The sequence below is a fragment of the Geodermatophilus sp. SYSU D00814 genome (assembly GCF_054050055.1).
Genome location: NZ_JBJGYP010000016.1, coordinates 112,208 through 136,015 on the forward strand (window position 1 = coordinate 112,208; position 23,808 = coordinate 136,015).

General features: G+C 75.9%; 24 protein-coding genes. 14 read left to right on the forward strand and 10 right to left on the reverse strand.

The features are described from left to right. Positions 1-2: 2 nt before the first annotated feature. A complete protein-coding gene (locus ACI780_RS14375) occupies positions 3-2,387 on the reverse strand; it encodes a VanW family protein (RefSeq protein ID WP_457003688.1) in 2,385 nt (794 codons plus the stop codon). Between the two features lie 143 nt (positions 2,388-2,530). Continuing rightward, positions 2,531-2,755: a DUF7455 domain-containing protein gene (locus ACI780_RS14380; protein WP_089404386.1), complete on the reverse strand. Its 225-nt coding sequence runs from the start codon at positions 2,753-2,755 to the stop codon at positions 2,531-2,533. Between the two features lie 500 nt (positions 2,756-3,255). Between ACI780_RS14380 and ACI780_RS14385 the strand changes: the two genes are divergently transcribed. After that, positions 3,256-3,831 carry a hypothetical protein gene (locus tag ACI780_RS14385; protein ID WP_456872207.1) on the forward strand — a complete coding sequence of 192 codons (576 nt, stop codon included), beginning with the start codon at positions 3,256-3,258 and terminating at the stop codon, positions 3,829-3,831. 63 nt (positions 3,832-3,894) lie between these two features. On the opposite strand, the gene ACI780_RS14390 is transcribed toward ACI780_RS14385, so the two are convergent. Next, on the reverse strand, positions 3,895-5,265 hold the full coding sequence (locus ACI780_RS14390) for an RNA polymerase sigma factor (protein ID WP_456872208.1): 1,371 nt from the start codon (positions 5,263-5,265) through the stop codon (positions 3,895-3,897). A gap of 256 nt (positions 5,266-5,521) precedes the next feature. Then, positions 5,522-6,265 (reverse strand): polyphosphate--glucose phosphotransferase, encoded by a 744-nt coding sequence (ppgK, locus tag ACI780_RS14395; RefSeq protein WP_456872209.1) that lies wholly within the window; start codon positions 6,263-6,265, stop codon positions 5,522-5,524. Between the two features lie 60 nt (positions 6,266-6,325). On the opposite strand from ppgK, the gene ACI780_RS14400 reads away from it, so the two are divergent. Further along, positions 6,326-7,129, forward strand: coding sequence for an inositol monophosphatase family protein (locus ACI780_RS14400; protein WP_457003692.1), 804 nt, complete (start codon positions 6,326-6,328; stop codon positions 7,127-7,129). Positions 7,130-7,167: 38 nt separating this feature from the next. Here the strand turns inward: ACI780_RS14400 and ACI780_RS14405 are convergent, their stop codons facing one another. Both ACI780_RS14405 and ACI780_RS14410 read right to left on the reverse strand, forming a co-directional pair. Next, complete coding sequence (locus tag ACI780_RS14405; protein WP_456872211.1) at positions 7,168-7,710, reverse strand: LytR C-terminal domain-containing protein; 543 nt, start codon at positions 7,708-7,710, stop codon at positions 7,168-7,170. A 70-nt stretch (positions 7,711-7,780) separates the two neighbouring features. Next, positions 7,781-8,824, reverse strand: coding sequence for a phosphotransferase family protein (locus ACI780_RS14410; RefSeq protein WP_457003694.1), 1,044 nt, complete (start codon positions 8,822-8,824; stop codon positions 7,781-7,783). A 294-nt stretch (positions 8,825-9,118) separates the two neighbouring features. Between ACI780_RS14410 and ACI780_RS14415 the strand changes: the two genes are divergently transcribed. The 7 genes from ACI780_RS14415 to ACI780_RS14445 all read left to right on the forward strand — a co-directional run bounded on the left by ACI780_RS14415 (position 9,119) and on the right by ACI780_RS14445 (position 13,798). After that, positions 9,119-9,421: a DUF4193 domain-containing protein gene (locus ACI780_RS14415; RefSeq protein ID WP_089404127.1), complete on the forward strand. Its 303-nt coding sequence runs from the start codon at positions 9,119-9,121 to the stop codon at positions 9,419-9,421. 136 nt (positions 9,422-9,557) lie between these two features. Beyond that, on the forward strand, positions 9,558-10,439 hold the full coding sequence (locus ACI780_RS14420) for a hypothetical protein (RefSeq protein WP_456872213.1): 882 nt from the start codon (positions 9,558-9,560) through the stop codon (positions 10,437-10,439). A gap of 10 nt (positions 10,440-10,449) precedes the next feature. Next, positions 10,450-10,935, forward strand: coding sequence for a dUTP diphosphatase (dut, locus tag ACI780_RS14425; protein WP_456872214.1), 486 nt, complete (start codon positions 10,450-10,452; stop codon positions 10,933-10,935). Between the two features lies 1 nt (position 10,936). Next, positions 10,937-11,752 (forward strand): DUF3710 domain-containing protein, encoded by an 816-nt coding sequence (locus ACI780_RS14430; protein ID WP_457003697.1) that lies wholly within the window; start codon positions 10,937-10,939, stop codon positions 11,750-11,752. Then, positions 11,749-12,555: an alpha/beta hydrolase family protein gene (locus ACI780_RS14435; RefSeq protein WP_456872216.1), complete on the forward strand. Its 807-nt coding sequence runs from the start codon at positions 11,749-11,751 to the stop codon at positions 12,553-12,555. The genes ACI780_RS14430 and ACI780_RS14435 overlap by 4 nt, the downstream gene beginning before the upstream one ends. Next, on the forward strand, positions 12,552-12,929 hold the full coding sequence (locus ACI780_RS14440) for an OB-fold nucleic acid binding domain-containing protein (protein ID WP_089404122.1): 378 nt from the start codon (positions 12,552-12,554) through the stop codon (positions 12,927-12,929). Before ACI780_RS14435 ends, ACI780_RS14440 begins: the two co-directional genes overlap by 4 nt. After that, the gene (locus ACI780_RS14445; protein ID WP_457003700.1) at positions 12,926-13,798 is read left to right on the forward strand and encodes a DUF3159 domain-containing protein; all 873 of its coding nucleotides are present in this window, start codon (positions 12,926-12,928) and stop codon (positions 13,796-13,798) included. Before ACI780_RS14440 ends, ACI780_RS14445 begins: the two co-directional genes overlap by 4 nt. 7 nt (positions 13,799-13,805) lie before the next feature. Here ACI780_RS14445 and ACI780_RS14450 read toward each other — a convergent pair whose 3' ends face one another. The 3 genes from ACI780_RS14450 to ACI780_RS14460 all read right to left on the reverse strand — a co-directional run bounded on the left by ACI780_RS14450 (position 13,806) and on the right by ACI780_RS14460 (position 16,165). After that, positions 13,806-14,693: an alpha/beta fold hydrolase gene (locus tag ACI780_RS14450; RefSeq protein ID WP_457003702.1), complete on the reverse strand. Its 888-nt coding sequence runs from the start codon at positions 14,691-14,693 to the stop codon at positions 13,806-13,808. Positions 14,694-14,795: 102 nt separating this feature from the next. Beyond that, a complete protein-coding gene (locus ACI780_RS14455; protein ID WP_456872219.1) occupies positions 14,796-15,461 on the reverse strand; it encodes a potassium channel family protein in 666 nt (221 codons plus the stop codon). After that, positions 15,461-16,165, reverse strand: a complete 705-nt coding sequence (locus tag ACI780_RS14460; RefSeq protein WP_456872220.1) for a potassium channel family protein — start codon at positions 16,163-16,165, stop codon at positions 15,461-15,463. Before ACI780_RS14460 ends, ACI780_RS14455 begins: the two co-directional genes overlap by 1 nt. Before the next feature lie 124 nt (positions 16,166-16,289). Between ACI780_RS14460 and ACI780_RS14465 the strand changes: the two genes are divergently transcribed. From ACI780_RS14465 to ACI780_RS14480, 4 genes are all read left to right on the forward strand, one after another. Then, complete coding sequence (locus ACI780_RS14465; protein ID WP_456872221.1) at positions 16,290-18,329, forward strand: APC family permease; 2,040 nt, start codon at positions 16,290-16,292, stop codon at positions 18,327-18,329. Further along, complete coding sequence (locus ACI780_RS14470) at positions 18,322-19,623, forward strand: class I SAM-dependent RNA methyltransferase (RefSeq protein WP_457003705.1); 1,302 nt, start codon at positions 18,322-18,324, stop codon at positions 19,621-19,623. The genes ACI780_RS14465 and ACI780_RS14470 overlap by 8 nt, the downstream gene beginning before the upstream one ends. Before the next feature lie 27 nt (positions 19,624-19,650). Beyond that, on the forward strand, positions 19,651-19,878 hold the full coding sequence (locus ACI780_RS14475; protein ID WP_456872223.1) for a DUF4177 domain-containing protein: 228 nt from the start codon (positions 19,651-19,653) through the stop codon (positions 19,876-19,878). Between the two features lie 126 nt (positions 19,879-20,004). Next, the gene (locus ACI780_RS14480; RefSeq protein ID WP_089404116.1) at positions 20,005-20,373 is read left to right on the forward strand and encodes a hypothetical protein; all 369 of its coding nucleotides are present in this window, start codon (positions 20,005-20,007) and stop codon (positions 20,371-20,373) included. Between the two features lie 15 nt (positions 20,374-20,388). On the opposite strand, the gene ACI780_RS14485 is transcribed toward ACI780_RS14480, so the two are convergent. Next, positions 20,389-21,570, reverse strand: a complete 1,182-nt coding sequence (locus ACI780_RS14485; RefSeq protein WP_456872224.1) for an ROK family protein — start codon at positions 21,568-21,570, stop codon at positions 20,389-20,391. 202 nt (positions 21,571-21,772) lie between these two features. Here ACI780_RS14485 and dxs point away from each other — a divergent pair, with 202 nt between their 5' ends. Next, positions 21,773-23,692 carry a 1-deoxy-D-xylulose-5-phosphate synthase gene (gene dxs / locus ACI780_RS14490; protein ID WP_457003708.1) on the forward strand — a complete coding sequence of 640 codons (1,920 nt, stop codon included), beginning with the start codon at positions 21,773-21,775 and terminating at the stop codon, positions 23,690-23,692. Positions 23,693-23,808: the final 116 nt, after the last annotated feature.

Sequence of the window (23,808 nt, forward strand, 5' to 3'; positions counted from 1 at the left end):
GCTCAGGCCGTCGGCTGCGCCGGGGGTGTGCCGCCGTCCGGGGCCGGCGCCGGGGCGGCCGGGGGCGGCGCGACGCACCGGATGACCGCCTCGGCGGCGTACGTCGTGTCGAACCTCTCCCGGCGGATCTCGGCGCCGGACTGCAGGTCGCGGAACACCCGGGTGACCGTGACGTCGAAGCCCTGGACGCCGGACTGCGGGATGCAGTCACCGTCGTCCACCTTCTCCTGCACCGCGGGCTGGCGGTAGTTCGTCCGCGGGCCCTCGATGGCCTCGACCTCGTAGCGCTTGGTCCCGTAGAAGGTGACCGTGATCGACCCGCCGGAGGCCGCGGGCGCCCACTGGGTGTCCACGTAGATGCCGGTGTCGGTGTCGTTGCGCCACTGCAGGTCGATCTGGCCCTCGTACACCGTGGCCTCGCGGCCGGCGGGGTAGCGGCTGATGTAGAAGCTGTGCGGCTTGTGGTAGACGTCCTCGAGGCCGGCGAAGAACACCGCGTTGAACATGGTGGTGGCGAACTGGCTGATGCCGCCGCCGACGGCGGTCGAGAGCTCGCCGCCGCTGATCACGTTGGCCGGCACGTAGCCCTGCGCGGTGCCGCGCGGGCCGGTGTAGCCGTTGAGGCTGAACGTCTCGCCCGGCAGCACCAGGGCGCCGTCGACCTCCTCGGCCACGACGCGGATGTTGGTGCCGCTGGCGTTGTTCGTCGTCGTGGTGGTGAAGGAGCTGACCTCCTCGCGGATGCCGAGCGCCTCGGCCTCCTGGGTGGTCAGGTCGGCCGGGACGGCGCCGAGCTCGGCGGTGACCGTCCGCGGCGCGGGGTCGGGGAGCACCTCGAGCAGCTGGCCGGCCAGCGCGTCGGGGTCCACCCCGGTGCCGTCGACCGAGGGGACGACGCGCACCGCGCCGTCGCCGACCTCGAAGCGGGCGTCCTGCGGCGCGGTGCCGAACGCTGCGAAGTCCTCGCCCATCGCCGTCTGCAGGGCGGCGGGGTCGACGGCGACGGCGAGCTCGCCGCCGTCCTGCGGGGTGAAGGTGAGCGAGGCCGCGATGGCCTCGACCGGGATCTCCACCGACGTCGCGCCGTCCTGGCTGGTCACGGTGACCGGGGCGGCCAGCGCGGGGGTGACGGTCTCGTCGAGGACCCGCTGCGCCTCCTCGGTGCCGACCCGGACCGGGGTGACGTCGACCGGCAGCTCGATCGGGGTCTGCGGGTCCCCGCCGGAGGCCAGGGCCGTGGTGATGGCGTCGGCGGCGCCCTCGCGGTCGAGCGTCCGCCCGTCGGCCGGCTCGACCACCGACGGCGTGGTGCCCTCGAGGGCGACGGTGGCGTCGACCGGCGCGCGGTCGACCTGCGTGGCGATGGTGTCGACCTGGGCGGCCAGCGCGGTCTCCTCGCCGGTGATGACCGGGGTGACCTCGCGGTCGTCGAAGAAGGAGACCAGGCGCGTCCACGGGTTCAGCGGCTGGTCGTCGGCGGCGTCGACGGTCGCGTCGACGTCGAGGGTGATCCCGGCCGCCGCGGGGGAGAGGGTCGTCTCGACGTCGTCGGCGACGACGACGTGGTCGGCCGACACCCGTGGCGCGAGGCGCTCCTCGAGCTCGGTGGCCGCGGCCGCGTGCGACAGCCCGCCGACCTCCACACCGGCGACGACGGTGTTGCGGGGCAGGTCGTCCCCGGCCACGAGCAGGTCGACGCCGTAGGCGAGGCCGAGGACGGCGAGCAGGCCGACCGGGACGAGCGCGGCCGGCCGGCGCCACCACGGGCGGCGCGGCGCGGCCGGACTGGCCGGCGGCGGAGGCGGTCCAGCGGCCCCGGGGGCGTCGGCGCCGGCCGTGGGGCCGGTCGCGGGAACGGGGGGCGCGGTGACGGGGGGCGCGGTGGCCGCAGGCGCCTCGGCCGGCACCGCGGCGCCGGACAGCGCGACGGTGTCGGAGAGGTCGGCAGGGGCCGGGTCCGCGGCGGCGGGCGGGCCGACGTCGACCGGCTCGGTGGCGTGCGCGGTGTCGGCGGAGGCGGCCGGACCGCCGGTGAGCGTCACCGTGTCGTGGACGGGGTCGGGCGCGGTGTCCCCGGCGGGGGTGTCCCCGGCAGGAGGGCCCGCGGCGGGCTGCCCGGTGCCGGCGGCGGCGTCCCCGGCCGGGGCATCCGCCGGGGCCTCCCGGGAGCTGCGGGGCGCGGGGGCGGCCGGTGCGTCCGGGCCGACCGGCCCGCGGTCGCGGGGGACCGGCCGGGTGTCGTCGGAGAACCCGCCGGGCGCGGACGTCTCCGGGGCGGGGGTCTCCGGCGCGGTGCTGTCCGGAGCGGTGCGGTCCGGAGCGGTGCGGTCCGGAGCGGCGGTCTCCCCGGCGGTCGGCGCGGGGGAGGGGGCAGGGTGCTGCGGCATCGGGGGTTCCTCGGGTCGCCGTCGACCGGGGGACCCCGGGAACGACGGAGCCGCCGGGTCCCCGTCCGCACGAGGCGGTCCGGGGACGCCGGCGGCGGCGTCGGGTGAGGGCATCATCGCGGTGAGCGACGATAGCGCCTCCGTCAGTGGGTGAGGCGCTGCTCGCCGTCGGTCTCGATGATGTCGACGGCGATGTCGCGGAGCTTGGACTCGTACTCGCGAGCGTGGTGCCCGCAGAAGACGAGGTCGCTACCGCTGGCGAGCACGACACGCACCTTCGCCAGTGCGCCGCACCGGTCGCAGTGGAAGGGCACGACCAGGTCGTCGGCGGCGGGGGTCGTCGTCAGCGTCTGGGTCATCTGGGTCATCACTCGCTCTCTACCGCACGGACCCGCGGCTGCGGATCGGCCTCCTGCACAGCGCCAGGATGGAGCCTCCTGTTCCCGTGCCTCCCGTCACTGCGGCCGACGCGCCGGTGGTGGTGCGCCGGTGGCCACTGGGACTGGTGGAAGGGGTTCAGCAGGGACGTCACTGGGTGGTGCCGGTCTGTCTGTCTGTGGTGCTGGTGGTGCCGGTGCGCCGGATGGCTTCCGGCTGCCGTGGGTCCGCTGCTGTCTCGACGTCCTCCACGCTACGCCGTCTACCCGGCCGGTGCCGCGGTACACCGCGTGGTCCGCTCAGGCGGGTGAGATCGTGACCATCCCGCAACGCGCAGGACACGCGGCTCGACGACGCGCCGTCGGACCCACCGTCGCGGGCGGCCCGCGTGCGCTGCTTCCTCCTGGGCCGGGTCCGGCGGGACGAGGCTGCGCCGTCGCCGGCCCCGACCGGGTCCGGTGACGGGAAGCGGAGAACGGCTGGAGGCGTCATGAGGCCTGCACGAGCGATCGCGGCGACGGGGAGCCTGGCGGTGCTGCTGACGGCGGCGGTCACGGGGACCGCCGCGGCACAGCCCCCGGACAGGGGCACGATCACCGACTCGTTCACGCGGGTCGAGGAGGACTTCTGCGGGTCCGGGCAGGACGTGGAGATCGCCACCACCATCCGGGGCCGCTACGTGGTCACCCTCCGCGGAGCCGACCGCGTGCCGTACTACCTGGAGACGCTGCGGGTCGAGGAGACCCTGACGCTGCTGGGCGACGACCCGACGGTGATCGCGAGCTCCGTCGACCGGGTGCTCAACAAGGACATCGAGGTGGTCGTGGAGGCCGGCGGGACCCTGCTGGTCACCTTCCTGGCCACCGGCGCATCGACGCTGTACGACGCCGAGGGCACCCCGATCGCCCGTAACCCGGGCCAGGTCCGCCAGACGATCAGGGTCGACCTCAACGGGACGCCGGACGACCCCACGGACGACGAGATCACGTTCATCCGCGTGGACAAGGAGTCCACCGGCCGGTCCGACGACTACTGCACGGCGCTGCTGCCGCTGCTCGGCGGCTGACGGCCGGCGACCCGACACGGAGCAGCCGGGTGCCCGGTACGGACACCCGGCTGCTCCGGACGGTCAGTCGAGGTAGTCGCGCAGCACCTGGGAGCGGCTCGGGTGGCGCAGCTTCGACATCGTCTTCGACTCGATCTGCCGGATCCGCTCGCGGGTCACCCCGTAGACCTGGCCGATCTCGTCGAGCGTGCGCGGCTGGCCGTCGGTGAGGCCGAACCGCAGCCGGACGACGCCGGCCTCCCGCTCGGAGAGGGTCTGCAGCACGCTGGTCAGCTGGTCCTGCATGAGCGTGAAGCTCACCGCGTCGACCGCGACGACGGCCTCGGAGTCCTCGATGAAGTCACCGAGCTGGCTGTCGCCCTCGTCGCCGATGGTCTGGTCGAGGCTGATCGGCTCCCGGGCGTACTGCTGGATCTCCAGCACCTTGTCCGGGGTGATGTCCATCTCCTTGGCCAGCTCCTCCGGGGTGGGCTCGCGCCCGAGGTCCTGGAGCAGCTCGCGCTGGATGCGGCCGAGCTTGTTGATGACCTCGACCATGTGCACCGGGATGCGGATGGTGCGGGCCTGGTCGGCCATGGCGCGGGTGATGGCCTGCCGGATCCACCAGGTGGCGTAGGTGGAGAACTTGTAGCCCTTGGTGTAGTCGAACTTCTCCACCGCGCGGATCAGGCCGAGGTTGCCCTCCTGGATGAGGTCCAGGAACGCCATGCCGCGGCCGGTGTAGCGCTTGGCGAGGGAGACCACCAGGCGGAGGTTGGCCTCGAGCAGGTGGTTCTTGGCCCGCTCGCCGTCGCGGATGATCCAGTTGAGGTCGCGGCGCATCTGCGGGGAGAGCTTCTGGCCCTCCTCCTCGACCTGGCGCATCCGCTCGGCGGCGTAGAGCCCGGCCTCGATGCGCTTGGCGAGGTCGACCTCCTCCTCGGCGTTGAGGAGGGCGACCTTGCCGATCTGCTTGAGGTAGGCGCGGACGGAGTCGGCCGAGGCGGTGAGCTCGGCGTCCTTGCGGGCCTGCCGCAGCGCCTCGGACTCCTCCTCGTCGTCCCACTCGAAGTCCCCGCCCTCGGCGGTGGCCTCCTCGGCGGCCGGGACCTCGGCGGGCTCGGCGCCGTCCGGGCCGGCGACGACGGTCTCGTCGAGGGTCAGGCCCTCGGCGCCGGCGTCGATGACCGCGACGGCCGAGTCGTCGGTGGCGACGGCGGTCAGCACGGTGCCCTCACCGGCGCCCGGCGAGGGGATGGTGCTCGGCTTGCCCGTGGCGGCGGCCGTCGCCGCCGTCTTGGCCGGGGCCCTCTTGCGGGCCGCGGGCTTGGCGGCCGCGCCCTCGGCGACGCCCACGGGGGCGCTGGTCCGGGAGGGCCGGGTGCTCGCGGCCACCGTGCGGGAGCGGGTGCTGCTCGCGACGTCGGTGTCCGGTGCAGGCTTGTCGGCGGGCACTCAGGTTCCTTCCCGTGCTCGGTGCGTTCCCCGGGAGCGGTCTGGCTCCCGGGTAGCGGCCCCTGCCGTCAGCCGCGGGACAGGGAGCCCCGGGGACCGGTGCGGTGTTTGGCCGCGGGGCGGAGGGGGGATGACTCCCGGCTGGGTGGTGACGGGCGGGGGCTTCTCCATTGTAGCGACGTGACGCCGTGTGACCAGCGCCTCGAGCCGCACCCGGTCGCCCGGAAGGGGCGTCCCCGTCCCCGTCACCGGCGGCTCAGGGCTCCAGGTGCTCCGCGGCGGCCAGCGCCGCCCCGACGATGCCCGCGTCGTTCTGCAGCTCCGCGGGGACCACCGGGGTGCGCGTGCTGAGCAGCGGCACCCACTTGTGCGCCTTCTTGCTGACCCCGCCGCCGACGATGATCAGGTCCGGCCAGACGCTGGCCTCCAGGACGTCGAGGTAGCGGTCGACCCGCTTGGCCCAGTGCGGGTAGCTGAGCTCCTCCCGGTCCTTGGCGGCGGCCGAGGCCCGCTTCTCGCCGTCGTGACCGTCGACCTGGATGTGGCCGAACTCGGTGTTGGGCACCAGGTGGCCGTCGACGAACAGCGCGCTGCCGATGCCGGTGCCGAAGGTGAGCAGCAGGACGACGCCGTCCTTGCCGCGGCCGGCGCCGTAGCGCATCTCGGCCAGCCCCGCGGCGTCGGCGTCGTTGAGCGTCTCGACGGCGCCGGGGATCCGCGCGCTGAGCCCGGCGTCGACGTCGGTGCCGATCCAGCCCTTGTCCATGTTGGCCGCGGTGTGCGCCACCCCCCGCTTCATGACGCCGGGGTAGGTGACGCCGATCCGCCCGGTCCACCCGAAGGAGTCGACGATGCCCACGACGACGTCGTAGACCGCCGTCGGCACCGAGGGCTGCGGTGTCTCCACACGGATCCGCTCCCCGATGAGGGCACCCTTCTCCAGGTCGACCAGGCACCCCTTGATGCCGCTGCCGCCGATGTCCACGCCGAACCCCTGCACGGCGGCCACAGTAGTGACCGGCGCCGCGACCCGGCGGGGTGCTCGGGCAGGATCGCCCGGGTGAGTGCTCCCGCGTCGCCCGCCGACCTGCTCGACCTGGCCGTCGCCACGGCGCGGGAGGCCGCTGCGCTCGTCACCCGCGAGCGCGGGTCGGCCGCCGTCGACGTCAAGTCCAGCCCCACCGACGTCGTCACCGCCGTCGACACCGCCGCGGAGCGGCTGATCACCGGCCGGCTGCTCGCCGCGCGCCCCGACGACGGCCTGCTCGGCGAGGAGGGCGCCTCCCGCCCGGGCAGCAGCGGTGTGCGCTGGGTGGTCGACCCGATCGACGGGACGGTCAACTTCCTCTACGGCCTGCGCGGGTACGCCGTCTCCGTCGCCGCGCAGGTCGACGGCGTCTCCGTGGCCGGGGTGGTCCTCGACGTGCCCACCGGGGACCTGTTCACCGCCACCGCCGGCGGCGGGGCCTGGCTGTCCACCCGCGAGGAGCCCGAGCCGGTGCGGCTGTCCGGCAACCGGCCGGTCTCGCTCGGGCAGACGCTGGTCGCCACCGGGTTCGGCTACCGGGTCGAGCAGCGCCGGGCGCAGGGCGCGGTCGTCGCGCAGCTGCTGCCGGAGGTGCGCGACATCCGCCGGCAGGGCTGCGCGTCCCTGGACCTGTGCGCCGTGGCGGCCGGGCGGGTGGACGCCTACTACGAGCTCGGCCTCAAGCCCTGGGACCACGCCGCCGGCGCGCTGGTCGCCGCGGAGGCGGGCCTGGTGGTCACCGGGCTGCCCGGGCGGCCGTTCGCCGAGCCGATGGCGGTCGCCGTCCCGGAGACCGTCGCCGAGCCGTTCCTGGCGCTGCTGGACCGGCTGCACTGAGCCGGCCGCACCGGACCGGCCGGGCCGAGGGGGCCGGTTCACTCGGAGCAGGCGGCCTCGGCGCTCGCGATCGGGCTCAGGGTCGCCGCCACCTGCTCGGGCGAGGCCAGCCCGGTGTAGTCCGGACCGATCACCAGGTCGACCTGGGCGGTGGCCCGGGTGTCGAGGAAGGTGCCGGCGCCGGGCAGGAACAGCGCCAGGTAGCGGGCCGCGTCCTCGCCGCGGGGACCGTGCCGCACCTCGCCGCTGCCGGTCACCTCGCGCTCGGAGGGGTCGTTGGCGATCTCCTCGACGACGAACCCGCGCGACTGCAGCTCCGCGGCGACCTCCTGGGCCAGCCCGGCCCGGTCAGTGGCGTTGAAGACGCGGACCGACAGCGTGGTCGGGTCCAGCGACGGCGGGGCCGCCTCGGCGGTGGCGCAGGCGGCCTCGTCGGCCTCGGCGCGGTTGCTCTCGTCGGTGAGCACCTTCCACCACACCCCGAGCGCGGCGAGGGCCAGGACCAGCAGGAAGACCAGCGGGGGCACCGGACGGCGGTCCTTCCGGCGCCGCACCGGAGGGCTGTCGGTGGTGGTGCTCACGCTCGTCCTCCTCGGCGCCCGTCCGGACCGGACCGGCGGGTCGCGCGGAGTCTAGGGGCGGCCGCCGACCTCAGAGGACACCGTCCTCCAGCGCGGCGCGTCCCAGCTCGACGCACGGGTCGATGCGGTCGGCGTACCCGGAGGTGTCCTTGCCCGCCATGGCGCCGGCCGCCGAGCGGGCGACGATCCCGGCGACGATCGCGGCGAACTTGAAGTAGGCGAACCCGACGTACCAGGTCAGGTCGCCGAGGTCGAGGCCGCTGCGCCCGGCGTAGCGGTCGGCGATCTCCCGGCGGGTGGGGAAGCCCGGCAGCGTCGTCACCGGGCTGAGCACCGGGCGGGTCTCCCCGGCCTCGGGCCAGTAGACGAACAGCATCCCGATGTCGGTGAGCGGGTCGCCCAGCGTCGACATCTCCCAGTCGAGCACCGCGCGGATCCCGCCGGGCCGCTCCGGGTCGAGCAGGCAGTTGTCCAGCCGGTAGTCGCCGTGCACGATCCCGGCCCGCTGCGTGGCCGGGACGGTCTCGGCCAGCCGGGCGGCCAGGGCGTCCATCGCCGGGCGGTCGCGGTCGCGCGTGGCGTCCCACTGCCCGCTCCAGCGGCGCACCTGCCGGGCGAGGAACCCCTCGGGCCGGCCGAAGTCCCCCAGGCCCACCGCCTGCGGGTCGACCGAGTGCAGGTCGGCGAGCACGTCGATGAGCCCGTCGCCGATCGCCCGGCGCTGCTCCGGGCGGTCGGCGTAGCCCGCCGGCAGGTCGGTGACCACGTGCAGGCCCTCGACGCGCTCCATGACGTAGAAGGGCGCGCCGAGCACCTCCGGGTCGGTGCACAGGTGCAGCGTCCGCGGCACCGGGACGGGGGTCGGGCCCAGCGCGCTGATCACCCGGTGCTCGCGGGCCATGTCGTGCGCCGTGGCCAGCACCGCGCCGGTGGGCGGGCGGCGCAGGATCACCGCGTCGTCGACCGTGCCGCCCGCCGGGGTGACGACGTAGGTGAGGTTGGACATGCCGGCCGCGATCAGCTCGACGGTGACCTCGCGCCAGCGCGGGTCCCCGAGCACGGAGGCGAGGTACGGACCGACGACGGCGGGGTCAGCTCCCACGGCACTCGACACGGGCCGCAGGGTAGCCTCCGGCACTCCGCCTCCCGACCGCCCGCCGGACCCCCGGTCCCGGCCCGTCGTCGGCAGACGTGCCCGGTGCCTGACGGCGGGCACAAACCGGAGCCGCACGGCGTTCGGGGGGTGCCGGTCCCGCACCGGGTCGACCACCGCGTCGCTCCGGGGCAGGTCCGGCGACCGAACCAGCGGCCGCCCCCGTCGGCCGCACAGGACGGTGGCGCCCGCCGCCGCCGTCGGACGAGGCGGGCGCGTTCCGCCCGCGACAACCCCGGAGGAGGGGCACACCCCATGGCCACCGACTACGACGCCCCGCGCCGCAACGAGGCCGACGAGCTCGGCGAGGACTCGCTCGAGGAGCTCAAGGCGCGGCGGGCCGAGGCGCAGTCCAGCTCGGTCGACGTCGACGAGACGGACTTCAACGAGAGCCTCGAGCTGCCCGGCGCGGACCTGTCCAACGAGGAGCTGACCGTCCGCGTCCTGCCCAAGCAGGAGGACGAGTTCACCTGCTCGCGGTGCTTCCTCGTGCAGCACCGCAGCCGCCTGGCCGCCAGCCGCGGCAACGAGAACTACTGCCGCGACTGCGCGGCTTAGGCACGACCCCTCCGGCCGTTCGCGGACCCACGGCCGGGCCGGGGACACTGACAGGGGAGGCGCGGCGGGACGCACGGGGAGGGAGCAGCCGATGACCGGGTTCGGCGCGCCCAGGGACGTCCCGCCGCCACGCCCCGTGACGCAGCCTGCCGACCCCGGCCCCCCGGGGGACGTGCCGGAGGCCGAGACCGGGCTGGGCCGCGCCGCCCGGGCCGTCGCCGACGCCGTCTCCGGGCTGCTCGGCGGCACCGCCGGCGACGGCGCGAGTTCCGACGGCGGGAGCCCCGACGGCCCGCGCCGCCCGACGGCCGGCCTGCTGCGCGACGTCGTCGGTGCCGTCGCCTCTGCGGCCGCCGCCGCGACGGCCCGCGGCGGGGACGTCCCCGGCGCTGCCCCTCCTCCCGGCGACGACGGCGGCAGGCGCGGTCTCGGCCCGGTCCTCGGGGACCTGCTGGCCACGGCCGCGCCCCGCCTGCCGGTCCGCGACGCCGCCCGCCTGCGTGCCGCCCACCCGGGGCGCTCGGACGAGGAGATCGCCGACGAGCTCACCGCCCGGGCGGCCCGGCTGACCGCCGCGGTCGGTGCGGCCACCGGCGGGCTGTCGGCGGCGCACTGGCTGGTCCCGCCGTCGCTGCTGGCCCTGCCGCTGGAGCTGGGCGCCGAGACACTGCTGACCGCCGCCGTCGAGGTGGTGCTGCTCGGCGAGCTGCACGAGCTGCACGGCCGCGCCGCCGCGGGTGACGACCGGGAGCGGGCCGCCGCCTACCTGGCGAGCTGGGCCGCCCAGCGCGCCCACGACGGCGGGGAGCGGCAGGGGCTCGGCGTGGTGCTCGGCACCGCCGGCTTGCGATCGCTCAGCCGCCGGCTCACCACCCGGATGGCCCGCGGCGTCGGGGCGGCCGCGCCGCTGCTGGTCGGCGCCGCCATCGGGGGCCGCGTCAACCTCAGGGCGACCGAGGCCCTGGCCCGGCGCGTCCGGGCCGACCTGCGCCGTCCCGGGCCCGGAGCGCGCGGTTAGATTCGCGGTCGTGGTCCAGCCCCCCGCAGTGCCCCCTGCCGTCGACGTCCCGGTACGGCTGACCGCGCCCGGGTCGCGGCCCCCGCAGTACGCCCTCCCCGGGGACGCCGGAGCCGACCTCGCCGTCACCGAGGACGTGGAGCTGGCACCGCTGCAGCGGGTCCTGGTCGGCACCGGCGTGGCCGTGGCCATCCCCGAGGGCTACGCCGGGTTCGTGCACCCGCGCTCGGGCCTGGCCGCGCGGCACGGGCTGAGCATCGTCAACGCGCCCGGCACCGTCGACGCCGGCTACCGCGGGGAGATCAAGGTGAACCTGGTCAACCTCGACCCGGTGGCGCCGGTGACCCTGCGCCGCGGTGAGCGGGTGGCCCAGCTGGTGGTCCAGCCGGTGGTGCGGGCGCGGTTCGTGCCGGTCGAGGAGCTGCCGGCCAGCGTCCGCGGCGAGGGCGGTCACGGCTCGACCGGCACGGCCGGCCCCGGGGGAGAGGAGGCCTGAGATGCCCTTCGGACGACGGCGCAACCGGATCGACCGCAGCCTGCGCGAGCGCGGCGTGCCGCCGGAGCCGCAGCACCGGGAGCGGGAGGTCGACGAGACCACCGGCCCCTTCGACGTCGCCGACGCACCCGAGGACGGCCGGCCCCGCGTCGACCTCGGCGCGCTGCGGCTGCCCGCCGTCCCGGGCACCGAGCTGCGCGTCGACCTCAACCCGCAGCAGAAGGTGATCGGCGCGACGCTGCGCTACGGCGACTCGCTGCTGCAGGTCTCCGCCTTCGCCGCGCCGCGCGCCGCCGGGATCTGGGACGACGTCCGCGCCGACCTCGCCCGCAGCGCGTCCGGCCAGGGCGGTCGGCTGACCGAGGTGGAGGGCCCCTTCGGTCCCGAGCTGACCGGCACCGTCGTCGTCACCCCGCCCGCGCAGCCGGGCGGGCCGCCGCCGAAGCCGCAGCGTCGGGCCGCCCGCTTCCTCGGCGTCGACGGCCCCCGCTGGTTCCTGCGCGGCATGATCAGCGGCCCCGCCGCGGAGAGCCCCGAGGCGGCCGCGGTCCTCGAGGACGTCTTCCGCCAGATCGTCGTCGTGCGCGGCACCGACCCCATGCCGGTGCGCGAGCAGCTGCCGCTGGCCCTGCCGCCCCAGGCCGCCGCGCAGCTCGCCCGCCAGCAGCAGGCCGCCCAGCAGCAGGGGGCCCAGCAGCAGGGGGCCCAGCAGCAGGGGGCCCAGCAGCAGGGGGCCGCCCAGCAGCAGGGGGCCCAGCAGCAGGGCGCTCCCCGTCCCGCGGCGCCGCGGCCGCCGGCGGCCGGCCCGGGCGCGTGAGCCCGCGGACCGTCGCCTACGGGCCGCACCCCGACCAGTTCCTCGAGCTGTCCCTCCCCGGCGGGGAGGGCGCCGCGCCCGTGGTGGTCGTCGTGCACGGCGGCTTCTGGCGCGCCGCCCACGGCGTCGAGCTGGCCCGCCCGCTGGCCGCCGACCTCGCCGCGGCCGGCTGGGCGGCGGTCGCCGTCGAGTACCGGCGGGTGGGCGCGGGAGGCGGCTGGCCGGCCACGCTGGAGGACGTCGCCGCCGCCGTCGACGGCCTCGCCGACCTGCCCGAGCGCGACCGGCTCGACCTCACCGACGTGACCGTCGTCGGCCACTCCGCCGGGGGCCACCTCGCCGCCTGGGCCGCCGGCCGCGGGCGGCTGCCCGCCGGCGCACCCGGCGCCGGGCCGCGGGTGCGGGTCACCGCGGCCGTGCTGCAGGCCGGCGTGCTCGACCTCGGCCGGGCGGCGGAGCGGGCGCTGGGCCGCCGGGCGACCCAGGAGTTCCTCGGCGGCGAGCCCGGCGAGGTCCCCGACCGCTACGTCGCCGCCGACCCGGTGCGGCTGCTGCCCACCGGTGCCGACGTCCTGTGCGTGCACGGCACCGGCGACGACGTCGTGCCGCCCGAGCAGAGCGAGCGCTACGCGGCCGCCGCGACGGCGGCCGGTGACCGAGTGCGGGTGCACACCCTCCCGGGCGGGCACATGGAGCCGATCGACCCGGCCGGCGAGGCCTGGGCGGTGGCGCGCGACTGGCTGCGACAGCGGCGGGACGGCGGCCCTCCCGACCCCCTGAGCCGGATTACGCTGGACCCGTGACACAGACGCGTCCCGGCGGCTGGCTCGCGCGCAGGCTCCAGCGACTCACCGCCGACGACTCCACGATCGACGCGCAGGAGCTGCGCGCCGAGACCGACCGCGCCGGCTGCGAGCTGGTCAGCGCCTGCCGCAAGGGCGCGGTGGTCACCGTGACCGGCCGGCTGAAGTCGGTCGTCTACACCCCTCGCGAGACGGTCCCGACCCTCGAGGCCGAGCTGTTCGACGGGTCCGGCTCGGTGACCCTCGTCTGGCTGGGCCGCCGGCGCATCCCGGGCATCGAGCCCGGCCGCACGCTGACCGCGCGCGGGCGGTTCGCCTCCTTCGACGGACGCAAGGTGATCTACAACCCCTGGTACGAGCTGAGCGCGGGGTGACGGCGGCGGCCGACGACGACGGCCGGCGCGAGCCCGGGGGACCAGCGCAGCAGGAGGAGACCGGGGACGCCGGCCCGGGCGTGACCTTCGACCGGCACCTGGTGCTCGAGCAGCTCGGTGGCTGGCGCGGGATGGTCGACGCCTCGCTGCCCACCGTGGCGTTCATCGTCGCCAACGCCCTCGGCGACCTGCGCACCGGCATCTGGTGCGCGATCGGAGCCGCGCTGCTCGTCCTCGCCTTCCGGCTGGTCCGCCGGGAGAGCGTGCAGCAGGCCTTCAGCGGCCTTTTCGGCGTCGCCGTCGCCGTCGCGATCGCCGCGGCCTCCGGGCAGGCCCGCAACTACTTCGTGCCCGGGATCATCCGCAACGCCGTCATCGGCGTCGTCCTGCTGGCGTCGGTGCCGCTGCGCTGGCCGCTGATCGGCGTCCTCGCCGAGTTCCTGGCACCGAGCCACCTGGGCTCCATGGCCGCGCACTCGCTGCCGGGCCTGCGGCGGCGGGTCGACACCGCCCGCGCCCGGCTGCACTCCCGGCCGGCGCCGGAGGCCGAGCCCCACGGGGTGCCCGCCGACGCGCCGGGGTCCGCGCAGCGGCCGGTCGACCCCGATCCCGAGCGGCACTGGCGCGACGACCCGCGGGTGGTCCGCGCCTACGGGTGGCTGACCGTGCTGTGGGCGCTGACGTTCCTGCTGCGGGTCGCGGTGCAGACGCCGCTGTACCTCGCCAACGAGGAGGACCTGCTCGGCGTCGCCTCGCTGGTGCTGGGCCTGCCGGTCACCGCGGCCGCGCTGGCGGTGACGCTGTGGGTGGTCGCCCGCCTGCACCGCCACCGCGTGGCCACCGACGGCGGCGCGCCCGGGCCGGACTGAGCGCCCGTTACGCCCAGCGGCGGACGAACTCGACCGTGGCGGCGTCGACGGCCGCGGGGTCGGAGGCGCTGAGGAAGTGCCGGCCGCCCTCGACCACGCGCAGCTCGGCGTGCGGGCTGTTCGAGAACAGCCGGATCTCCTCCTCGGCGTTGGCGACGGAGTAGACGGTGTCGGCGGTGCCGTGCATCCACAGCACCGGGCAGCGCACGCCGTCGAGGCGGCCGTGCAGCCCGTCGCGGTCGCGCAGGTTGACGGAGGCGAGCCGGAGTCGTTCGCGGCCGTCGTCGCCGGCGTAGTTCTCCCGGTGCCGCGCGTGCCAGAAGGCGCGCTCCGCGGGCGGCACGTCCGGCCCGAACCCCTCGGCGAGGACGGCGTCGACCATCTCCGCCGGGACCGCCCAGTCCTCCCCGACGGGCGCGCTGAGGGCGTCGATGGCCGGGGTGCAGAAGGCGACGCCGTCCCAGCAGCCCAGGTCGCGGCTGCGCGGGCTCTCGGTGTCCATCGAGGTGCCCAGCGCGACGATGCCCCGGATCCGGTCCGGCGCGAGCACCGCCATCCGGGCGGCGATCCACCCGCCCTGCGAGGTGCCCAGGACGAACGCGTCGGGGATGCCGAGCGCGTCGAGGACCTGCAGGTCGGCGATGGCCGAGTCCCAGTAGGTGAACTGGGCGTACGAGGCGCGGGTGCGGCCGTGGCCGTAGGGCTCGAGGGCGAGCAGGTTCGCCGTGGCGGCGAGCTCGTCGTCGGCGAACTGCGGCCGGTAGAGGTCGGCGGAGGTGCTGAACGAGTTGACCAGGACCAGCGTCGGCAGGGACGGGTCGTAGGCGCGGGCGAACCGGTGGCCGATGACCGAGGTGCCCAGGTGGGGCACCGGGACGGTGGCGGTGTCGCTCATGGGCGCCCCTCGTCGTCGGGGACCGTCGCGCGGCCCGTGCCGGCCCGGCCATCCTGGCCGCGGGTCCCGGCGCGGGTCAACCGCGGTGGTGGGCCGCCCGGCTCAGGCGCCGGTGGGGGAGAGCACCTGCTGCAGCTGCTCCTCGACGTCGGCGTGGGTGACGAACAACAGCTCGTCGCCGACCTCGAGCGGCTCGTCCGGGCTCGGGGTGATGACGCGGTCGCCGCGCAGCAGCGCGGTGAGCACCGTCTCGCGCGGCAGCGGCACCTCGCGCAGCGGCCGGCCGGCCCACGGGGTGTCCTCGGCGAGGGTGATCTCGACGAGGTTGGCCGCACCCTTGCGGAAGCTCATCAGCCGGACGACGTCGCCGACGGTCACCGCCTCCTCCACCAGCGCGGCGAGCACCCGCGGGGTGGAGACGGCGACGTCGACGCCCCACGCCTCGGTGTAGAGCCACTCGTTGCGCGGGTCCTTGACCCGGGCGACGACGCGGTTGACGGCGAACTCGGTCTTGGCCAGCAGCGAGACGACGAGGTTGGCCTTGTCGTCGCCGGTGGCCGCGACGACGACGTCGCAGGTGGCCAGCTGCGCCTCCTCGAGGGAGGACACCTCGCAGGCGTCGGCCTGCACCCACTCCGCGCCGGGCACCGCCCGGGTGCGGACCTTGCGGCCGTCCTTCTCGATGAGCATGACGGTGTGCCCGTTGGACAGCAGCTCCCCGGCGATGGAGCGCCCGACGGCGCCGGCGCCCACGATGGCCACGCGCATCAGGCCCTCCCTCCCTGCTCGACGGCCTGGTGCACCCGGTCGGAGATCTCGTCGGTGGCGGCGACGACGAGCTGGTCGCCGTCCTGCAGCACCGTGCCCGCGGTGAGCAGCTGCGACTCGCCGAACCGCACCAGCCAGGCGGCGCGGGCGCCGCAGGCGGTCTCGAGGTCGGCGACCTTGCGGCCGACCCAGCCGTCGGTGACGGTCACCCGCATCAGCAGGACCTTGCCGGTGGGCTCGCGCCAGATCTCGCTGACCTTGACCGACAGCAGCTCGCGCATCAGCCGGTTCACCGTCCACGGCACCGTGGCCACGCTCGGGATGCCCATGCGCTCGAAGACCTCGGCGCGCTTGGAGTCGTAGATCCGGGCGACGACGTGCTGGACGCCGAAGGTCTCGCGGGCCACCCGGGCGCTGATGATGTTGGAGTTGTCGCCGCTGCTCACCGCGGCGAAGGCCCCGGCGGAGTCGATGCCGGCGTCGAGGAGCACCTGCCGGTCGAAGCCCAGGCCGGTGACCTGCCGGCCGGTGAACTCCGGTCCGAGCCGGCGGAACGCCTCGGGGTCCTGGTCGATGACCGCGACGCTGTGGCCGACCTTCTCCAGCCGCCGCGCGATCGCCGAGCCGACACGGCCGCAGCCCATGACGACCACGTGCACGTGTCGCTCCCACCGCTCGCTCGCGGGCGCCGTCCGCCCGCTCACCGGGCGCGAAGCTACACCCGCCGGCGGGGCGGCGGAGCGCCCGCCGGGGGAGGCCTGACCCCTCGGGGGCGCACCGCCTCACGGGTGCGGCACCCGGTGCCCCGGCGCTCGTACCATCGCCGCCGTGCCCAGCCTGTCCGACCTCGGACAACTCCCCAAACGGCTCGTCCTGGGCCGGCCGGTCCGCAGCGACCGGTCCGGGGAGTCCCTGCTCCCCAAGTCCCTCGCGCTGCCGATCTTCGCCAGCGACCCGCTCTCCTCGGTGGCCTACGCCACGCAGGAGATCCTCATCGTGCTGACCCTCGCCGGGACGGCGTTCCTGTTCCTGGCGCCGTGGCTGGCCGTCGTCGTCGTGCTGCTGCTGGCGACCGTGGTGCTCTCCTACCGGCAGGTGGTGCACGCCTACCCCTCCGGCGGCGGCGACTACGAGGTCGCGATGAAGAACCACGGGCAGTTCGCCGGGCTCACCGTCGCGAGCGCCCTGCTGGTCGACTACGTGCTCACCGTGGCCGTGTCGGTCTCGGCCGGCACCGACAACATCATCTCGGCGTTCCCCGCCCTCAACGAGCACCGCGTGCTCATCGCCGTCGGCCTCGTGGCGCTGCTCGCGGCCACCAACCTGCGCGGGGTGCGGGAGTCGGGGAAGACCTTCGCCGTCCCGACCTACCTGTTCGTCGCCGGGATCATGGTGATGATCGTCACCGGGCTGATCCGCGACTTCCTCACCGACGCCCCGGTCGTCGCCGAGAGCGCCGGCTGGACGATCGCCCCCGAGCCGGGCTACGACCAGCTGGGCGGCGTCGCGCTGGTGTTCTTCGCGCTGCGCGCCTTCGCCTCCGGCTGCACCGCGCTCACCGGCGTCGAGGCCATCGCCAACGGCGTCCCCGCCTTCCGGCCGCCGAAGTCGCGCAACGCCGCGACGACGCTGGCGCTGATGGGCGGCATCGCCGCGACGATGTTCGCCGGGGTCACCGCGCTGGCCCTGCTCGGCGAGGTCCGCTACGCGGAGAACACCTGCGACCTCATCGGGTTCCCGGGCGACTGCGAGACCGACCCGCAGCGCACCGTCATCGCGCAGCTGGCCGCGGCCACCTTCGGCGGGGACCAGTCGATCGGGTTCTTCTACATCCAGGCGGCGACGGCGCTGGTTCTCGTCTTGGCCGCCAACACCGCCTTCAACGGCTTCCCGCTGCTGGGGTCGGTGCTCGCGCAGGACCGGTTCCTGCCCCGCCAGCTGCACACCCGGGGCGACAAGCTCGTCTACAGCAACGGGATCCTGCTGCTGGCCGGCTTCGCGGCGCTGCTGATCATCGCCTTCGCGGCCGATCCCAACCGGCTGATCCAGATGTACATCGTCGGCGTCTTCACCAGCTTCACGATCGGCCAGTGGGGCATGGTCCGGCACTGGAACCGCGAGATCCGGCTCTCCGCCGACCAGGCCGAGAAGCGCCGCATGCGCCGCTCGCAGGTGATCAACACCATCGGCGGCAGCCTGACCTCCGTCGTCCTCGTGATCATCGTGATCACCAAGTTCACCCGCGGCGCCTACCTGGTGATCCTGGTGATGCCGATCCTGTTCGTGCTGATGAAGGCGATCAACCGGCACTACTCGCACGTGGCCGAGCAGCTGGTGCCCGACACCGACTCGCGCCTGCTGCCCAGCAAGGTGCACGCGATCGTGCTGGTGTCCAAGGTGCACAAGCCGACGCTGCGCGCCCTGGCCTTCGCCCGCGCCACCCGGCCCGACGAGCTCACCGCGCTGACGGTCAACGTCGACGACGCCGACACCCGCGGGCTGCAGGCCGACTGGGACCGCTACGACATCCCCGTCCCGCTGACCGTGCTGGAGTCGCCGTACCGGGAGATCACCCGCCCGGTGGTCGACTACGTCAAGGCCGTCCGCCGCGCCAGCCCGCGCGAGCTGGTCATCGTGTTCGTGCCGCAGTACGTCGTCGGGCACTGGTGGGAGAACGTCCTGCACAACCAGAGCGCGCTGCGGCTGCGCGCCCGGCTGCAGTTCCAGCCCGGCGTCATGATCACCACCGTGCCGTGGCAGCTGGAGAGCTCGATCGGCCGCGACGACGACCGCGGGGGCGGCCCGGCGCCGGGCGACCTGCGCCGCGGGCTCACCGACGACCAGGCGGAGTCCACCCCCTATGGCTGACGGCCGCCGCCGTCCCCGGTCGCCGCGTCCCGACCGGGGCGGGGGGTGGACCGGGCGGGAGTTCGAGGTGACCGTCGGCCGGGTGGCCCACGGCGGGCACTGCGTGGCCCGGCACGCGGGCCGGGTGGTGTTCGTGCGGCACGCCCTGCCGGGGGAGCGGGTCGTCGTCCGGGTCACCGAGGACCGCCAGCCCGGGTACTGCCGCGCCGACGCGGTCGAGGTGCTCGAGGCCTCGCCCGACCGCGTCGAGCGCCCGTGCCCGTACAGCGGGCCGGGGCGCTGCGGCGGCTGCGACTGGCAGCACGTGTCCTGGGAGGGGCAGCGCCGGCTGAAGGCCGACGTCGTCCGCGAGCAGCTCACCCGGCTCGGCCGGCTCGACCCCGCCGACCCGCTGCTGGCCGGCCTGGCCGTCGAGGCGCTGCCCGGCGGCCCGCTGCGCTGGCGATCGCGGGCGCGCTTCGCCGTCGACCGGGCCGGGACGCCGGGGCTGCGACGGCACCGCTCGCACGACCTGTTCCCCCTCGAGGACTGCCCCATCACCGTCGAGGCGGCCGCCCGCGCGGTGCTGACGCGCCGCTGGCCGGGCGCGGGCGCCGTCGACGTCGCCGTCGACTCCGCGGGCACGGTGACCACCACCCGGCTCGACCGGCGCGGCGTGCCCACCTCGACCCGCGTGCTGCAGCCGGGCGAGCAGACGCCGGGGCCGCCCGCGGGTCGGGCCGGCCGCCGTGCCGCCGGGCGGGACTGGGAGGTCGAGGGCACCGGCTTCTGGCAGGTGCACGAGTCGGCCGCCGACGCGCTGGTGACCGCGGTCGGCGAGCTCGCCGCGGTGCGGCCGGGGGAGACGGTGCTCGACCTCTACGCCGGGGCGGGCCTGTTCGGCGGCGCGCTGGCGCCCGCGGTGGGGGAGTCCGGGCGGGTGGTGTGCGTCGAGGCCGACGCCGAGGCGTGCGCCGCGGCCGAGGCGAACCTGGGCGCGCTGCCGCAGGCCGAGGTGTGGCAGGGCGAGGTCGACGCCGAGGGGCTGACCGGGCTGCTCGACGAGCTCGGCGGCGGCCCCGACGTGGTCGTGCTCGACCCGCCGCGCGCCGGCGCGGGGCCGGCGGTCAGCCGTGTGCTGGCCGGCGCGGGCGCGCGCGCCGTCGTCTACGTGGCCTGCGACCCCGCGTCGCTGGGCCGCGACGTCGCCGTCCTCGCCGACGCCGGGTACCGCCTCGCCGGGCTGCGCGCCTTCGACGCCTTCCCGATGACCGCGCACGTCGAGTGCGTGGCCCTGCTCGTCCCTGCGGCCTGATCCGGGGGCGCCGGATACGGTCGTCGGGTGACCACCTGGGAGTACGCCTCGGTCATCACGGCCAACGACGCCGAGTCGCAGCGCGCGGGGGTGAGCGTCAAGCTCCCCGGCGGCGGCCTCGAGCGGCAGCAGGGGGACACCAGCTCGGTGCTCAACCGGCTCGGCGGCGAGGGGTGGGAGCTGGTCAGCTACCACTCCAGCGGCGCCGGCACCTGGGGCTTCGAGCAGTTCTGGCTCAAGCGACAGCGCAGCTGATCACGACCGGGTGGTGAAGGACCCCCTCGCCCCCCGCGGCTCGCACGCCGGCCACGGGACCCTGCGAGGGGGCCGTTCCCGCACCCTGCGGTCGAACACGCGTTCGACCTGCGGCACACTGCCGGTGTGGGAGCGAGCGTGCCGCCGGGCTGGCCGGAGCAGGTGCGCCCGCCGGGCGCGCCCGACTGGGAGCGCAGCGCGGTCACCTGGCTGTTCGACCTGGTGCCGCCGGACTACCGCGCGCACGAGGTGCTGCGCCGCTACCCGGTCCTGCTGGCCCGGATGGCCGGGGACCACGTCGGCGCGGGGCTCGCGGCCGCCCGGGAGGGCTGGCGCACCGTCCGGGTCGACCTCGCCGACCACCTGCCGCCGGACGCGCTGGAGGCCGCCGTGGCCGCCTACGAGCGGGAGGGCGCGCGGCTGGCCGCCGCGGCACGCGGCGTGACGGTCGTGGCCGGGGCGCTGCGCGGGGAGGTCTGGGTGCCCCGGCTCTGAGCCGGTGGTCCCTCCTCAGCCGCCGAGCCGGTCGGCCTCCCGGATCCCGACCGCGAGCGCGCCGAGCAGCTCCGCGCGGCCGCCGAGGGAGCCGGGCACCACGGTGAGCTGCTCGGCCGCCGCGGGGATGGCCGACTGCGCGAGCGCCCGCCGCAGCGGGTCGACCAGCAGGTCGCCGGCGGTGCCGAGCTCCCCGCCGACGACGATGCGGTCGGGGTTGAGCACGTTGACCAGCCCGCCGAGGACGACGCCCACCGACGCGCCCGCGTCGGCGATCAGCCGCCGGCAGGCCTGGTCGCCGTCCTGCGCGCCGGCCACCAGCGCGCGCAGGTCGGGGTAGTGCGGCCCGGCCGAGCGGATCGCCTGCAGCAGCGCGCTCCCGCCGGCGGTCAGCTCCAGGCAGCCGCGGTTGCCGCAGCGGCACAGCGGCCCGGCCGGGTCCAGGCTCACGTGGCCCATCTCGCCGGCGGTGCCGGAGACGCCGCGCAGCAGGTCGCCGTCGAGCACCAGCGCGCCGCCCACGCCGGTGGCCATCTTCAGGTAGATCGTCGAGCGCGAGCCGCGGCCGGCGCCCCAGCGCACCTCGGCCACGGCGCCGAGGTTGGCGTCGTTCTCGACGATCACCGGGACGCCCAGCCGCTCCTGCAGCGCGGGGCCCGGGGTCCGGCCCGACCACGTCGGCAGGATGTTGGAGCGCGCCACGGTGCCGCCGGAGTCGGCGGCGCGGCCGACGACCGGCGTCGGCAGGCCGACGACCGCCCCGACGACGTCGTCGGTGCCGGCGCCGGCCCGGTGGAGCTCGTCCTCGACCTGCGCGGCGACGGTGTCGAGGACCGCGTCGGCACCGAGGTCGGCGACCGGCAGCGTCGTCACCTCCTCGCCGACGATCCGGTGGGAGAGGTCGGCGACGGCGGTGCGGACGTGGGTGCGCCCGACGTCCACCCCGACGACGACGCCGGCGCGGCGGGTCAGCTGCACCCGCCGGGCGGGCCGGCCGCCGGTGGGCAGCGCGTCGGAGGGGTCGGCGGGCGCGACCAGCCCCCGGTCGACGAGCTCGGCGACGTACCCGGAGACGGTCGCGCGGGACAGCCCGGTCTGCTCGACCAGCTGGGCCCGCGTGGCCGGGCCGTCGACCCGCAGCGCGTGGACCAGCCGGCGCGAGGGGCCGGTGAGGTCGGGCAGCCACGGCCGTCTCATGGCGTGATCGTGAGCACACCGTCGCCTTCTGTCAATGAACGACGGAAGTGGACCCCCGTCGCGGAGGACGCCCCGTCCGGGACGGACCGGTCCGGCCCGCTGCCGCCGTCGCCGGGAGGGACCCGCGGAACGCGACTACAGTGGATCGGCGGCCGCCGACGAGCCGTGCTCCCGCCGCCGACAGAGAGGACACCGCTGCGCCGTGTCGCTCCTGCGCTCGCTCCGCGACCCCGCCGACCTCCGGGCCCTGCCCGCCGAGCAGCTGCCGGCCCTGGCCGCGGAGATCCGTGACGCGCTCGTCACGAGCGTGGCCCGCACCGGCGGCCACCTCGGTCCCAACCTCGGCACCGTCGAGCTCACCATCGCCCTGCACCGGGTGTTCGAGTCCCCGCACGAGCCGATCGTGTTCGACACCGGCCACCAGGCCTACGTGCACAAGATGCTCACCGGCCGCGTCGAGGGCTTCGAGCGGCTGCGCCAGCGCGGCGGGCTCTCCGGCTACCCGAGCCGGACCGAGAGCGAGCACGACTGGGTGGAGAACAGCCACGCCTCCACCTCGCTGTCCTACGCCGACGGGCTGGCCAAGGCCTTCGCCGTCCGCGGCGACCAGCGCCCCGTCGTCGCCGTCGTCGGCGACGGCGCCCTCACCGGCGGCATGGCCTGGGAGGCGCTGAACAACATCGCCGCCGCGCAGGACCGGCCGGTGGTCATCGTCGTCAACGACAACGGCCGGTCCTACTCACCGACCATCGGCGGCGTCGCCGACGCGCTCGCCACGCTGCGGCTGCGCCCCGGCTACGAGCAGGCGCTGCTGGCCATCCGGCAGGCGCTGCACCGGGCCCCGGTCGTGGGCTCGGCGCTCTACGACGCGCTGCACGGGCTCAAGAAGGGCGTCAAGGACGTCCTCGCGCCGCAGGGCATGTTCGAGGACCTCGGCCTGAAGTACGTCGGCCCGGTCGACGGCCACGACGTCGAGGGGCTGGAGTCCGCGCTGCGCCGGGCGCGGTCCTTCGGTCGCCCGGTGATCGTGCACGCCGTCACCACCAAGGGTTTCGGCTACCCACCGGCCGAGACCGACCAGATCGACGCCTGGCACGCCACCGGCGTGTTCGACCCCGACAGCGGGGTCGGTCCGGTCGCCGCGCGCGACTGGACGGCGGCCTTCTCCGACGAGCTCGTGCGCATCGGCGCCGAGCGGGCCGACGTCGTCGCGGTCACCGCCGCCATGCTGCACCCCACCGGCCTGGCCGCCTTCGCCGAGCGGTTCCCCGAGCGCACCTTCGACGTCGGCATCGCCGAGCAGCACGCGCTGACCAGCGCCGCGGGCATGGCGATGGCCGGCCTGCACCCGGTGGTCGCGGTCTACTCCACCTTCCTCAACCGGGCCTTCGACCAGCTGCTGATGGACGTCGCCCTGCACGGGCAGCCGGTCACCGTCGTCCTCGACCGGGCCGGGGTCACCGGCACCGACGGCGCCTCGCACAACGGCATGTGGGACTTCTCGATCTGCTCCGTCGTCCCGGGGCTGCGCATGGCCGCCCCGCGCGACGAGCCGACGCTGCGCGAGGTGCTGCGCGAGGCGGTCGCGGTGTCCGACGGGCCCACGGTCGTGCGCTTCCCCAAGGGCGCCCCGCCGGTCGACGTCCCGGCGCTGGAGCGGCGCGGGCCGGTCGACGTGCTGCGCCGCGGGGAGCGGGCCGACGTGCTGCTGGTCGCCGTCGGGTCGATGGTGCCCACCTGCCTGGCCGCCGCCGAGCGCGCCGCCGACCACGGCATCGGGGTGACCGTCGTCGACCCGCGCTGGGTGCTGCCGGTCGCCGACGAGCTCGTCGAGCTGGCCGGCGCGCACCGGCTGGTGGTCACCGTCGAAGACTGCGGGCGGGCCGGCGGCGTCGGCTCGACGCTGACCCGGGCGCTGCAGGACCACCAGGTCGACGTCCCCGTGCGGTCCCTCGGCCTGCCCCAGGCGTTCCTCGAGCACGGCAGCCGCGGGCAGGTGCTGGCCGACTGCGGGCTGACCGAGCAGGACGTCGCCCGGCGCATCGCCGAGTGGGCCGCGGTGGTCACCGAGCGCGCGGAGCAGCCGGCCGCCGTCGAGCCGGTGGACGGCGCCCAGCAGTAGCCGGCCGGGGGTCTCCCGCCACGATCAGGTGACCTGATCGTGCCGCGGCCGGGGTGTCGGTCGGGGGGGTGGCCCGCCGCCCGGCGGTGGGCCACGACCGCCCCCTCGTCCAAGGC